The organism is Arthrobacter sp. P4_F10 (assembly GCF_056401435.1).
The window spans coordinates 16,474-31,295 of the sequence record NZ_JBFUJJ010000033.1 but is presented as its reverse complement, the minus strand read 5'-3'; the positions used below and the strand labels follow the sequence as shown (position 1 = coordinate 31,295).

The following is a 14,822-nucleotide window of genomic DNA, read 5'->3' as shown; positions in this document are numbered from 1 at the left end:
GGCTCCTACTTCTGCGCATGTAGGGGCCCCGTTCGACCCCGAAGAGTGCTTCGAGGGACCGGGCCCGGCTGATGAGATCGTCGTAGAGCTGGGAGTTGCGCACATCGTAAATCCGAATGCCCAGAGTGACGCCAAAGCCGAAGACTGAGGCCAGGAAGACGAGGAGAGGGGATGCATCCCGGACTGGTTGTGTCAGGAGAACGGTGAGAGCCAGGCCACTGACTGTTGGGACGATTGTCAGGAGTCTGAAACGGACATCTGTTAGTACTCGGATCTGGCTACCGAGCTCGGAATAGACGGCCGCGGGCATGTCTCCAGGGGCCGAACCCAGAGCAGCCGCGGCTTCTGTCGTAAACACATTCTTCCCGCTGGGCTGGGCCAGGCGCTCATCACCGAGCCTGAGACGGAGGATACTGGATTGCCGGCCCGGCGAATCCGTTGACGGATTATTTTCGTGTTTTATGAATGGTTCGACCACACGTGAGTGACCTTTGGCAAGCAGGAACCATTTGGTGCTGTAGGCAGGAGCATACCCCTCCTTGTCTGAATCCTGGCGAGACTGATTCCATGAACCATGTGCAGGATTCTGATGTGGCAGGATTTTTACATCGACATGACTTTCAAGCTTCGGGAGGTCAAACGATGTGGGTTGGGTCTTGCCATCGGTGACTATTTGGACACACCACGACTGAAGCAGAGGATGGTCTTCGGCCCCCAATAATGCTATTTCCCCCTTGTCGGGAACGCCGATCATGCGCCGCACATGGTAAATGAAAGGGAAAATGAGGCGGATCATGTGAAACGGGGTCATGGGATCAGGCTGCTCCTAGCGCGTCTGGAAAGCAATACAACAAATCTTGGCCGTCCCGGTCCAGAATTAATTTGCGGTTGAAGATCTCGACGGGCGAGTCCATGCCCGAAATAGCGTTTTCGAACTTGTCGCGGCTTTCAGCGCCCGGAGGAATCGGTGTTTTCACGGGCGCCTCTGAATCGGCAGGTCTGGAAACTTTGAGATACTCGTGGCCGAGCAAGCCGGGCATGCGCGTGCTTGACTGCAGACGCACCATCGAGCGGTTCGGCGCTCAAGCGGTCGCGGCGTTGACCAAGAGGAGGTGCGTGAGCAGCTCGAAGGCGTCAACAGCCTCGCCGTCGGGCGACACGACGCCCATCGGCCCAGGTGCGGCGGGGCGTCCGACCGGCTCGCCTGGGGACATGCGGCCGATCTTGCCGAGGCCGCCCGCGCGCAGCGTCTCGCGGATCTGGTGGAACGCCTCCACGCCGTCACCGAGCCGCACCCATGACGATGCGGGCAGGGCGGGTGGGGCGGGCGGCGGCGCGATTCCGAGCCGGTTGGCCTGGAGGGCGCGGCGGAAGTCGGCGATCGCGGTCGATCTGCCTGCGGTCAGCGAGAGGTCGGTGCAGACGAGGTCGGCGCCGCCGTCGAAGGCCAGACCACGCCGGCGGAAGGTGCTCGAACCGACCATCGCCCACACGTCGTCCACGATCACGAGCGTCGATTCGAGTCGGCTCGGGCGGCCGGGGAAACCGATTGGGTGGAATCCGACCACCCGCGAGCCCACGGGGTCGGGGTTCGAGGCCGTCGGTAGCCCGAGTAGTAGGCTGCGCCGCGAGGCCGCCTCGAAGTCGGTCCACTCGTTATAGCCGGGAGGAAAGTCGGGCGTCTGTGGACAGCAGACGGTGACGTGGAGGGACGGCGTCGACGAGAGCCGGGTGGCGAGCGTGTCCCACAGATCGGTGGCGAAGTCGCCCAGCGGACTCGCCGCGGTCGCGCCCAGCCCAGGTGTCTCGATGTAGACGAACCGTTGGGCCCGACCGATCGCCGCCTGCAACGCCCACTGCGCGTCGCGGCGACCCCATCCACTCGACGCGATCTCGCGGAGCAACTCGTTGAAGACCCGCTCCTTAGTCGACTCGTCGGCTGGCGCGTTGTCCTTGAGCTCATCGAGCTTGACGATTAGCTCGTTGGCTTTCGTCGTCACGGCGGAGGGAAGCCCTGCCGACCCGACGAGCGACCCCACCCACGTCTTGGCTCGAGCGATCAGCGCGTCGAAGGTGCGTGGGAAGTTGGGGTCGTCGGGGTCGACGATGTCGAGCGTTCGCAGCAAGGACAGCGCCGGCGTCTCGCAGCCGGACGCGATCGTCTGCAGCACCGCGCCGGCGAACGTGCCCGTGGTCGACGCCGGCGGCTCGTTCCATGTCGACGAGACGAGCGGCACGAGCCGGGGTACGATGTTCGTCGTCCGGCGCAGCGATGCCCGGGCGATGTCGTAGGCGAGACGCCCGCCACTCGTGCTGACGCCCACCGCCTGGGTCTCGCGCCCACCGGTACCGCCTGGTGCGCCGAGCCGCGCCGAGGCGTTGTGCAGCTCAGGGGCGAGCCGTCCTGCGGCGAGCACCGATTGCCAGGGCCCACCCGCCGTTGCCAGTCCGGCGACGAGCAGATCGCGACGCGCCATCGCCGGTAGGCGCGGCGCGTCGCGAGGCGTGCCCTCGCTGAGCAGAGCGAGCACGGCGTCGAGCGCGGAGGTGGTTGCCGGGGGCACGGGCGCCGACCCGAGGCCGAGGATCCCGGCGTTGCATACCGCCCGGCGCGCGGCGGTGGCGAACACGTTTGAGCCTGTCGGCACGAACGTCGAGGTGCCCGTGATCGGCGCGCTCACGTCGCCGAAGATGCGGGCCTCCCCGGTGCGCTTCACTACTACGACGTCCACGTGGAGGATCGACCCTGCGGGCACGGATCCTGGCAGCGGCTGCCCGGGCCGCCGGATGCCGAGTGGATCCCGAAGGAGCAGCCGTACGAGGCCCGAGGCATCGGCGATCCCGCCCGCGCCGTCCCCGCGTGATTCGACGGCGTCGGCGGAGAACTTACGGTGATACGCGCGGACCGACGCGCCCGCCGGTAGCCCGTTCAACGTCAGAACGACATCGGACGAACCCGTGACGCCCGCGGCCGCGGGAGCGAGTGCCGTGCTCAGCGCGACCGGTACCGCGCCGGGTGCCGCGTCGACAACCGTGCCCCGGGCAGGGAACTGCGGCCAGTGCGCGGCGGTCCCCGCGGCGCTCGGTGCAGTGAACGCTCCATCGATCGCCGGCGCGACCGCGATCGACTCGGTGAGCGCGGTGCCGGTGAGCGCGGCGGTGGCCGCGCCGAGCACGTCGTTGCCGTCGGGGAGGAACGTCAACGGCTCGTCGCGCCGCACCGCGGGGCGGGGTTCGATCCGGGTGCCGGCCCAAGCCTGCGCCGGCGTGCCGAGCAGCGTGGGGCGCAGGTCGAGTACGCGCAGCGAGAAGTAGTCGCGGGTGAGCGTGATCCCGGAGGGGGGCTGCGGCAGCACGACTGTGTCGCCGAGTCGCCCGTTGGTCGCGAAACCGGCCACGAGAGTGCGACTGTCATCGGCGGTGAAGGTGGCGGACACGGCGTCCTTGCCGATCGTGGCGCCGGCGGTCACGCTGTGGACCGCGGCCGGCGCGGCGACGGTGGTCAACGCTGTGAGATGCGCGGCGTTGGCCGGCATGCCGCCGAGGTCCGTGAACCGGACCCTGGTCGATGCGGCCGGTGCGAGTGCCGTCAGCATCGCCGCTAGCCCCGGGTTGGTGTCGAAGGGCACGCCGAGCGCACGGAACTGCAACGGCCGGTGGGCGTCCATCAACGCGAGGAATGCCGCGGCGACGGCCAGCGGGTCGATCGGCTGGCCCCACTGATCGTGGAACGAGAGCGAGCCCCCGACGAGCGTGTCGCCGGGATCGACGGCACCGGTGAGCCCTCCGGTGTCGAGCACGATGTGCGCTGGCACGGGGCGCACCGGTGCGGCGGTGGCCGAGCCTTCGAGGACCGCGGCGTACAGCTTGGCCAGCCGCAGGTACTGCTGCGGGAAGAGGCTGAGTACGCTGGCGCCGGTGGCCACCGCTCCCCCTCGTGAGCCGCGCAGCAGCACACCCGCTCGCTCGGCGACCTGCGCCGGTGTCCGGACATGGGCAGCGAGTGGACTGGACCACGTGCCTGCGGCCAGCGCTAGCGAGAGGTCGTCCAGGCCGAGGGTGGGCGTGGCCGTCGTCCACGACGGCGCGAGCACCGGCATGGACGAGCCGAAGGCGCCGACGCCGGCGGTGCTCAGGGTGTCGGTTAAGGTCATGGTGTCACACCACCTCCACACTTGTTGAGCGACCGAGGGGATCGGTAGCTGTCACCGCGATCGTTGCGCCCGCAGCGGGCAGCAGGGACGTCGGGATGAGGATGGACACGACGTTCGGCCTGCCGACCGCGGCTGTGCGTGTGGCCACGGTGGCCGCGGGTTCGGGGCCGAGCACGGAGGGTGGGAGGTCGACCGCTAGACCGACTGTCGCCACCGTGGCCATCACCGTTCGCGTAGCCCCGGTGACGGCGGCGATGGTCAGGGTGCCCTCACCGGCCGGTGTGGCGGAGAACGGAAGGTCGGTCGTGAGTTGTACGAGTATGCCCGCGGCGCCGGACGTCCGCGAGGCGTCCGAGAGCAGCGGTGGCACGGCCGGCGGTACGAGCACCCTGGCGACGCCCGACGCCGGCGAGACTCCGGCATGGATGCCGTCGTCGGGCAGGTGACGCCCGAAGGTCACACACCGGTAGAGGTACGGCGTCCAGCTCGCCTCGACCTCGTCCATGAAGGCCCACCCCGACTCGGACGGACCTGACGGCGACGGCAGGGTCACGGGTGTCGACGCGGCGGTCGCCGCCGAGAGCACCGGCGGGCCCATCGTGCCGAGCTGATGGGCCAGCGACTCGCGGCGGCAGCGGTGGATCGAGATGCGCTCCGGCGGCAGCCCGCTGCCGGCGACGACGCTGAGCGTGATGGTCTCATCGGCCGGCGAGCTGCGGGCTTCGATCCTCGGCGTGCCGGGGGTCTCAAGGTGCGGAACGCCGACGAGTACGATGCCGGGCGTCCGTCCCGATTCGGTGTTCTGCGTCGTGACGGACGACATCCGGTAGGCGAACAGCGTGTCGGCCGACCCTGGCAGTACCAGCTCGATCGACGTCGTGGTCAGTGGCCGCTCGTTCAGCCGGCTGAACGCACCGAGGCTGGCGTTGACGTTGGCGGCGACCCGCGTTTTAAGGTCGGCGGCGCGTGCGCGCATCGCCCCCGTCGCGGCGGTACCGCCGACGGCATGAGACAGCGCGGTCTCGGTCGCCTCCCACACTGTGTAGCCGCTGGCGCCGGGCACCGCCGGCCACGACAGCACCGTGCGCGCCCGTCCCGATGCGTCGGGCAGGGCGGTCCACAACACGGTCACCGCGGGCAGCGTCGGCGGTGGTGCGGGGAACGGGTTTGCAGCGTTCGTCGCCACCGGTGCCGTGGGGTCGCTCAGCTGCGTGTCGCGCACCCGCTCGGCGGCGCTGGCCGACACCGCGAACGCGACCTCGTCGACGGCCGCGAAGGAGACGGACATGATCGGCACGCTCAGCCGGTAGCGCCGGACCTGCGAACCCGCGCTGCCCGCCGGCGGTGGCCCACCAGGCACGCCCTGTTCGGAGATCTCGACGACGCTGGCCGCCTGCAGAAGGTTGACGAGCGCGGGAATGGCGGGTGGTGACGGAGGAGGTGCGGCGATGCTCGGAGCCCCGCCGAGATCGAACTCGATGGTCACCGGAGCGGTGAGCGCCGGTTCCGTGGAGTCGACTTGGAACCCGCTGACCGACGCCGGCGGCGGCCCGAGGGGCACGAACGCACCGGACACCTCGATCCGGTCGGGCGAGCGATCAGCCCAGTCCCACGACACCTCGATCGTCAGCCGGCACGCCGGCGCCACGGGGCCGCTCGTCGGTAGGACCGTCGGGAGCGCCAGGGACACCTCGCCGATGCCGGGCTTCTGCACCGGGCGGGCGGCGGTGGTGTGGTTGGYCATCCGCCACGGTCCCCAACGGCCATGGACGTCGAGTGGCGCGACGGCATAGGTGGTGACTGCGCTTCCGGCGACCGGCACCGCCTCCTCGGGCATCGTCACGCTCGGGCGGAGGTCGCCGGGCGGGTCGCCATCGGGCGTCAACCGGTACTCCGTGAGGTAGGGCTGGAAGCTGCCGGAACTGGCCGGGCGTGGCGTGTTCAGCAGTGTTGTCGGTGTTGCCGGGGGGTCGACGAGCACGGCCGCGCCGATCTGCTCGCGCGTGGCGGTCCACGACAGCCGTACCGCCACGGACTCGGCGCCGTCGCGGGTCATCGCCCGGTTCATGACCGTATGCTCGGCCAGCAGTCCGGTGAGGACTGCGGGCGGTGGCGCACGGTGGCCGATCGCGGCGAGCTCGAGCTTGCCGAACGGCGTGACGATGTGGGCGGTCACCATATACTCGTCACGCGAGAGCTCTGTGCCCGGGGGTGTGAGGTCGGGCTTTTCGCCGAGCTGGCCCTGCGGGGGCACGTCGATCGTGCCGAAGCCGAGGCCCAGTGCGACGGGCCCGTCCTGCACGGCCATCGACACGAACGCCGTCGTGCTCAGGGCCATCGTGGCAGGGTCGGTCGGCGCGGGTTGGCCGGGCTGGCGCAGACCTTCGATCGAGTAGCTGGACCTGTGGTTGGCTTGCAACGCGTTCGGGTCGGCATCGTCGCTATGGAGCAGGCAGTCGGCGACGTCGGGCAGCACGGTCTTGCGGAGCACGTCGAGGAACGCCTGCGGATCGGGGAAACCCCAGGGCGGGGTGGTCAGACCGCCACCGGCGGCTGGTGGCTCGAGCTGCAGGATCTGGGCGACGCTGAGCCGGAGCAATGCCGCGTCGGGCCCGCTCTGACCCGGCGCCTCCCACCCCTGGGGATCGGGGGCGTAGGCACTCGTCGGCACTTCGCCGGTCGCGAAYGGGAAGCCAACCACCTCGATCCGCAACCAGTCGGGCAGGTTGGCCCATACCGACTGCACGATCGCACCGATGCCGCCGATGGTGCCGTTCCCGCGCAGCCGCAGCGCGGCGATTCCGGGCGCACGGAACCGGCCGCTCTGGGCCGTGGTGAATGTCAGCCGCTGCCCGGTCAGCACACGGCCGGCGGTTGACACGGCCTCGACCGTGAGCCCACCAAGGCCCGGCGTCGCGTGGAAGCGGATCTCGATCACCTCGTTGGGAAGTGGCGCGGTGGTCGGAGCGGTGAAGGTCGCCGCGCCGAGGATCGCGTCGGTCGGTTCCTCCTTGCGCGTGCGTCGCCACACCTCGAACGGGGTGCGCGGGAACCCGAGCACCGGGTTGAGCGCCCAGCGCAGCGATACCGGGGTGCCGGGCTCGCGCGTGTCGTGCGTGCGCTTGCGGAGGAGGGGGCCGAACTTCTGCTCCACTTCGGAGTACAACGACATCGAACCGCTCAACGTGCCGACCCGGAGCACCATGAGATCGGGCACCACGGACCTAGCCATCGTCGTCCTCCCAGGGTGCGTGACCGCCGAGCTCCAGTCTGGTCACGGTGATCCGCTGCTCGGTGATGTCGTAGAGCGTGGAGCCTGTCCGCACCGCCTCGATCAGCACGGTCGCCCCTACGGTCGGCCAGGTCGCGTCCTTGAGGAATACCACCGTGCGCGTCCCTGCGGGGGACCGCACGAAGCCACTGGCGGGTGCGGCGGCTTCGAGCTTCAGTGAGAGTTCCTCACCGGGCACGATTCGCTGGAAGGACGGGTCGAGCGGCGGTTGGGTCGGATCCGCGTTCGGGACGACCTCTTGCTTCGGCACGTCGCGGAGCCGCCAGAGCGGCTCGCTGGCGTCGAGCAGCACCGCATGCGGCACGTACCGGGTGCCGAGCTGGCGCCAGAGCACGATCCGGCTGCCATGGGTCGGCGCTCCCATCGAGGGGAGCCCGGCGGCCTGCAGCGCCGTCTGGATCGCGAGGTCGGTGGCGACGCCGGGAGCGAGTCCGGTGATCGGGCCACTGAGCAGCCGGTGCTCGAGGGCCCGGGCCTTCATCTCGTCGACGAGCTCGCCGACGTTGCGGAACCTGCCGGTACGGAACTGCCGGCGGAACAATGGCACGATCGGCGTCGTGCCGGTATGGGCGGGAACCGGCTGCGCTTCGATGTCGAGCGTGTACGCCATCGAGGGCCGCAACGGCTCGGGCAAGGTGAACTGGGCGTGGCCCTCGTGGTGGTACGGCCCGACGCACCTCAGCCCGCCAGCCTGCACCTTGGCGTTGAGCGTGTCGTAGAGCGGCGAGGTGTAGGTAGCGGGAACCTCGCTGATGTCGGCGACCTGGTGGGCGGGGATGACAACGCCGTCGGCGGAGCGCAGCACGGCGGTCAACGTGCGGCCGTACTCCTCGTAGAGCTGCACCACCTGCAGGTCGTTGAACACGATGCTCACAGTCTCGTCGGCGAACACGAACTGCTCCTCGTGGCGCGGGTTCACTCCGAGCACGTAGGCGTCGAGCCGGGCCGGGGGCGCGGCGTCAGTGGTGAAGCGGAATGACTCGGTGAAGTCGAACGTGGTCACAAGCGGCGGGCCGGTCGGCTGATCGTCCTCGGTCGTCGCGATGTAGTCGACGTGCAAGGTGTACTTCTGGTTCGGCGACAGCAGCGGCACGACCGCGGATCCGTCGAGGAACCCGGCGATGGTCTCGACCTGCCCGCTCCGGCTGCCCTCCTCCGTCGCGTACCGCTCGCCCTCGGCGAGGGTCAGTACCTCGGCCACCGCGAGCACGACGGCGGGCCGCTCGTCCCGGCCGGTAGTTCCCGTCACCCGCAGCCGGAGCCGCACCGCGTCGGGCTTGGGTGTCACGGTCACCCACATCTGGACGAGTGAGGCCAGCGACGGGTCATCAAGCAGCGTCGTGACGGGCCCCACCTCGGCGGCCCACGGGCCCGTCGGGTCGAGCCACTCGCCGGGCAGATCGCTGACGGCGTTGACGAACGCCGGCGACAGCGCACTCAACGGATCGCTGGTCAGCACCGAGCCGTTCACGTCGAGTTGCTCGACCGCGACGGCGTCGGCGCCGAAGTAGCGCTTGGCGACGGCCAGGTAGAGCCGAGCGTGATCGATCGGCCCCGTCACAAGATCTACCCACCGATCGTCGGCCTGCTGTTGGGCCGCCTGCTCGATCTCGGGAGTGAGCTCGACGTCACCCTTGCCGCCGGGCCGTGAACGATCGGGCAGCTCGAGGGCCCGCATGCAGGTCAGGTCGGCGGCCTTTGCCGGCGCCGGCGCGGCCGTGGGGGCGAGCCCAGGCACCAAGCGACGACCAGGGATGCGGTCGGAGGTGAGGAACGGGCGATCAGGGCGCAGCGTGGCGCGCAACGGCGCGATCGTCAGGGGTGCGCGCTCCGGGCCCGCAAGGCGTACAGGGATGCACACTTCCATCAACACGGTTTCGTCGGCATCGGTCTCGATCACGACCTTGCGGATGCCAGGGCCGCGCAGGGTCACGGTCTCGGGGACACGCTGTTGTCCGGTCGTGCGCTGGCGATCGACGATGGCGCCGTTGGCGTCCAACACGGTCACCGCGGCCGGGTTGGCGAACGTGCCGAGGGTCAGCGAAACCCTTGCGACCGCGCTCGCCAGATCGATCTCCGTGCGCCAGCCGATGTCCAGGCCCCGCAGCTGGCCGATCCCGCTCAACCTGAGCATCGCGAAGAGGTTGCGCCTGAAGTCAAACACCGTGACCCGGAAGGTATTGGCCACCGTCGCCGGGTTATTGGCGCCGTCCTTGACGACGTCGGTGAGCAGCAGGCACCGCTGCTTGTCCGGTGGACTCTCGGGGTCACCGGGCGGCGGGCTGTTCGGGCCGATCACCTGGGCGGGATCGATGCGGCCGAGCGCGGTGTGGCCGACGATGGCGTCGAGCAGCCGATCGGCGGCCGTCCGCGCTGGCTCGTCCACCCGCAGACCCACGTCGACCGGAGTGGTGCGCACCGTGCCGGGCGGGTCGGGCCAGGCGTGGCCGGTGAGATCCCAGCCCCGGCCGGACGGTCCGAGGAGTTGGCGGCAGAACGTCCAGAGCACCGAGGCCGGTGCCGCGATCGGATCGCACACCCGCCCCCAGATGCCGTCGATAATCGCGGTGAGGTCGGCGGAGCGCTCCAGGGCGCGGGCGCCCATCATCGGCACGTTCGAGAGCAGCGCCAGGTCGAGGTTCGTCCTGCCCGCGGGTGCGACCGTCGCCGTGTCGAGCCGCCACGTCGCCTGGGCGGTGCCCGGTCCGGGGGCCGGGCCCGAGAGCCGCAGCCCGGTGAGYGCGTACGTGACGCTCCGGCCGCCGCCGAGCGCGACCCATCCACCGGGTGGTGGCGGGCCGGGCGGCTGGACGAGCGGGGTCGTGAACGTCGTCATCGCAGGGTCGAGCGTCGGCGTGACGGCGAACTGGATCACGGGCACCGAGTCGATCGGGACGATCGGTCCGGTCTCTGCGCTCGAGCTGTCGTTCGCCACTACGGTCGCCGCGTCGCCGACGCTCGCGTCGATCGGGCGGTCGCCACCCTGCCCGGCCGTGATCACCGGGGCGTGGCTTTGCAGCCAGACGTTGCGAACGATCTTCGGCGGATCGAGCGGCGGTGGCTTGGTGCCGATCTCGACGGTGACGCACCCCTCGACCGAGAAGAAGAAGAAGTCGACGTGCCCGCAGATCTCGCCCGTCAGGAAAGTCGGGTCCGGTGCCTCGACGTCGAGCTCGCCGTGGGCGCCGACGGAGACGATGAACAGCCGCAGTTCGCCGTCGAGCTGCACCCGGCCGATCAGGTGGAGCCTCGGCGAGAACGTGACGGCGATGTCGGCTCGCAGGCTGACCTTCAAGAACAGTCCGATGCCCTCGTCGCCGAGCACCACCGAGGCGCCGACGCCGGTTGCGACCGCAATGCCAGGCAGGTTTCGGGTGGTGCCGTACCCGGGCCAGTTGTCGATGCTGTGCCCGGCGATCATGAAGTAGCCGAACCCACGAACGATGTTGAGCACCATCGCCGATGCCGGCGAGTTGAACTTGCCCACGTAGAGGTGCCAGTTGCTGACGTTCGTGAAGTCGGCGATGAGCTCGACCGGCACGACGACCGACACGATCTCCTCGACCTCGAGGTTGACGATGATCCCGAGCGTGAACGTGCCGCGCCGGAAGTCGAGGTCGATGACGCCGAGGATGCCGACGGTGAGATCGGTCGCCGGTTTCAGATCGGGCAGCACCGCGACGATGAGCACCTTGACGAAGATCAGGATGCGCGGGCCGGGCAGCTCCAAGACGAACATGCCGCGGAGGTTGACGAGGAAGCCGCCCTCCATCGTGCCGAGCATCACGCCGACGCCGAACGACCACCGGTCGAGCTCCGGCCCCCAGAGCGCGAGGCCGTCGCCGTTGAAAAGTTTGGCCGGTTCGCCGCCTGCGTCCTTCAACCACAGGATCGCCGGGCCGGTCGCGTCGGTCGGGTCCGGGTCGTGCTCCAGGCGCTTATAGTGCATGGCGAACAGGCCGCTGAACCCGTAAATGCCGATACCAGACTGCGCGAGGGGGATCGGTGCGGGCAGATCGATGATCAGCCCGAGGAACACGGCCGTCGCTTTGCGCGTACCGTCTGCACTGCTGACCGGTCGCACACCGAAGCTGGCCGCGATCCGCAGCTTGACCGGCACGAGCGTGATATCGAATACTCCCTCGATGCCGCCGAAGCCCGGCTGTGGCGAGTTCAGCGGTGCCACCGGCGGCTCGATGATGTTGACGAACCCCGAACCGACGAGGACCTGTGAGATGTCGACCTTGATGCCGCTCGGCAGGATCGTGGGGATGCCGGGCGGATCGATCGGCAGCTTGACCTTGAACCGGTCGATGGTGACGACGCCGAGGTCGACCTTCATGCCAAGGTCGAGTTCCACCGTGAGCGGGTTCACCTTGGCGATCCGGGCCCCGAAGATCTTGAGCACGTTGTCGATCGGGCTCGGGAGGGCGAACAGGCCGGGGTCGCTGAGGTCGAGCTCGAAGCCCTTCGACGTGTCGAAGATCGGCTGGTAGCCGCCGCCAGCGAAGTTGAGATTGAAACCGATGGCCCGGTAGCGGACCTTGAGCGGCTTGGTGGTGCGGATGTCGAGCGCGTCGACGGCGACTCCGAATTCGACGCCATAGTCGAACACCACACCGGCATCGGTGAACTGTGCAGGGTCGTCCGGAGGGATGAACTGGCGGAAGCGGAGCTCGCCGCCGTAGAGCGTGAGCTTCTCGGTGCGGATGAAGCCAGCGGCACCGATAGCGCCCGCTCCGACGATGGCCCCGCCGAGCACGGCGTAGCTGCCGGCACTGTTCGGATCGGTCGCCCCGACGGCGGTCCCGATGATCGGGGCGAGGATGAGCACCGATCCGAGCAGGTCCTTAAGCCGGTTCTCGACGGTGAGGGCCCCGCTGTGCGGGTTCGTCATTTGCAGGAGGCCGTTGACGTCGTCGGGGTGCGCGCCGATGGCCAGTGTCTCGGTCCACGAGTGCGTGGCAGGGTCGTGGACGACTGTGAGTCTGAAGTCGACCACTCCGTCCTTGGGGTTGGTGTTCGGATCGGCGACAGCGGCCGATTGCTGCGTGAGGCCGAGACTGCCGGCGCCGGTCTCGGCCGCGGCACTGTCGGGGTTGCGCAGCTTATTCTCGAGATCGGTCTCGAAGTCGAGCTGCCCGCTGAGCTCGACCAGCACGGGGTCGTTGCGGATGATCTTCACCCGGATGCCGACGCGCCGGAACACGCCGGGTGGCTTCTTGAGTGGTGGCTTCGGTGGTGGGGTCGGCTGCTTCACAACCTCCTGCTGGGTGGGCTGCGGGCGGGAACCTCGCGAGACGGTGAGCGTGGCCGATTCCGCGGGCTGCGTGGTCTTGAGTGTGATGATCGCCACGCGGTCCGTCGGGTCACTGTCGCGCCCGTATTTCTCCGCCTGGGCGTGACCGTCCGGGATCGTCGGCGTGACCGTCGCGAGGTTGCCGACGGCACCGACGGCGACTTCGAGCCGGCGCTCGGAGAGCTTGACGTCATAGTCGGCGTCAGCCGAGCTGTCCAAGCTGGCGTGAGCCTCGATCGAGACGTTCAGCGCCGCGCCACCGGCCTCGGTGGCCCGCTGGGTCAACCAGGCCCGCACGCCGGCCGCGCCGCCCGACGACTGGCCGGGTGCGATGCTGTTGGTGAAGGTGGAATCGGCGACGGTGTCGTCGAGGTACCTGGCCTTGACGTTGGGCCACGCTGGCAGCTGGGGCCAGCCCCGGGTGAACAGCAACCGCGCTGACTCGGGCTTGTTCGTGAGTCCGGTCCAGCTGGAGACGATCGCCAGGTTCGCGGTGTTCTCGGGCACGTCGACCTCGAAGAAGCCGTCGGCAACCGTCGCCGGGGCTCCGGCGACGGTCACGCTCACCGTGCCCGGGCCGAGCAGGCGGAACCGTTCCGTCGTGCCGGTGACCGTGCCGGCGTGGGTGACGCTGTGACGGGTCGCGGTGCCGCCGGTCGGGACAATCGCCGGCAGGTCTCCGGATTGCGCGGGACGATCGGCTGGGGCACCTGCCGGTGTCGCGGTTGCCGTCGGAGCGGCGACCAGCGTCAGCTCGACGTTCTCGTCGTAGGACTGCCGCGCCGGCCCGGTCGCACCGTCCTGCACGTCCATGTGCAGGGTGTGGACGCCGGCGGACATCGCCGAGACGGTCACCGTTCCGGTCGCCTGGTCGTACCGCTCGGTCCCGTTCTCGTCGCGGATGGAGACGTTGGTGATCGGCGGGGTGCCACCGGTGACCTCGACTTGCATGACCGCTGCCGTCGAGCACTTGACCTTGCCGCCGCTGATCACCGTCGACGGTGGCGCCTCCTTCTTGCCCGCCGACACCTCGACGTTCTTCCCACCGTCGATGACCACCAACTTGGCCGCGAGCGTGGTCTCGGGCCCGAACACGTCGGCGCTGACGTCGAATGACACCTCCCCGGCGAAGGAGATCAGCAGGTCCTTGACGCCGACGTTGATCGCCAGGTCCTTGCCCTCGTCGGCGTAGTAGAGGCGTGCGCTCTGCACGTAGATGCCGCGGAACGAGTCGTCCGTGCCGAAGAACTGTAGGATCTCGAGCGGCGTGTGGTTCGGATCAAGGTCGACGACTACCGCACCGAGGCCGAAGCCGAGGCGACCGTCGCGATGGGCGGCGATCGCCGGTTCCATCCGGACGAGCTCGCCGGCGCCCAGACTGGTCGGCGCATCGAACCCGCCGCCGCCCCAAGACGACAGGCTGAGAGCCGGCGGGCTCTGGAAGTCGTCGGTCTGCTCGTAGGCGATGACCACCTTGGGCAGGACGATTCGGCAAGGGCCAACGATGGTTTTATCGTGCACGATGCGGTGGTCGGCGTTGAGCTTGCCCGGCTTCCACTCGTCGGAGAGCTCGAAGTGGACCTCGTCGAGCATCAGCTCGAGGCGGAAGCGCACGCCCGGGTACTCGGTCGCGCCCGTGGTGGCCGTCTGGTCGACCGGCAGGAAAGTGTCGAGGAGTGACGCCAGCTGGGTGATCGACGATGCCGCCGAGCTGATGAAGGGCGCGCCGTCGCGCGGAACCGTGAGCCGGAAGCGGACCTGGATCTCGTCCCATCGGAAACTGGCCTTGCCCGACGTCTGCTGGCGGGGCGCGTCACCAAACTGCAGCGTGCCGGTGAAGACACTGGCCGACTCGTCGGAGACGGCCGTGAGGTCTGCGACGCCGAGCGTCGAGAGGTACGAGTCTGCCTCGTGAGGGAAGGTGAACCCGGCAAGGAAATAGGGGGTGAGGAGGCCGTAGAGGCCCAGCGCGCTCATGCGCGCTCCCCGCCGGCAGCGTTCGTGCCCACACTCTCATCGCCCATACGATCACAATTCTCTCTTGCACAATGCAGTTTTGCTTTCATTCTGTCTCGGG

General features: G+C 69.0%; 5 protein-coding genes. All 5 read right to left on the bottom strand.

Annotation, left to right across the window (positions count from 1 at the left end; genetic code table 11):
- Nucleotides 1-811: hypothetical protein (locus AC1DR1_RS19850; protein ID WP_476993147.1), on the bottom strand; the 811-nt coding region annotated here is incomplete at its 3' end.
- A 4-nt stretch (nt 812-815) separates the two neighbouring features.
- Nucleotides 816-1,040 (bottom strand): hypothetical protein, encoded by a 225-nt coding sequence (locus AC1DR1_RS19845; protein ID WP_476993146.1) that lies wholly within the window; start codon nt 1,038-1,040, stop codon nt 816-818.
- 42 nt (nt 1,041-1,082) lie between these two features.
- Nucleotides 1,083-4,154 carry a phospholipase D-like domain-containing protein gene (locus tag AC1DR1_RS19840; protein WP_476993145.1) on the bottom strand — a complete coding sequence of 1,024 codons (3,072 nt, stop codon included), beginning with the start codon at nt 4,152-4,154 and terminating at the stop codon, nt 1,083-1,085.
- Nucleotides 4,155-4,158: 4 nt separating this feature from the next.
- Complete coding sequence (locus AC1DR1_RS19835) at nt 4,159-7,374, bottom strand: hypothetical protein (RefSeq protein ID WP_476993144.1); 3,216 nt, start codon at nt 7,372-7,374, stop codon at nt 4,159-4,161.
- A 4-nt stretch (nt 7,375-7,378) separates the two neighbouring features.
- Nucleotides 7,379-14,722: a hypothetical protein gene (locus tag AC1DR1_RS19830; RefSeq protein ID WP_476993143.1), complete on the bottom strand. Its 7,344-nt coding sequence runs from the start codon at nt 14,720-14,722 to the stop codon at nt 7,379-7,381.
- Nucleotides 14,723-14,822: the final 100 nt, after the last annotated feature.

What these genes read in the sequence shown, in the direction of transcription:
- AC1DR1_RS19845 (WP_476993146.1), bottom strand. Translation starts at nt 1,040, where the DNA reads ATGCCCGGCTTGCTCGGCCACGAGTATCTCAAAGTTTCCAGACCTGCC.
- AC1DR1_RS19840 (WP_476993145.1), bottom strand. Translation starts at nt 4,154, where the DNA reads ATGACCTTAACCGACACCCTGAGCACCGCCGGCGTCGGCGCCTTCGGC.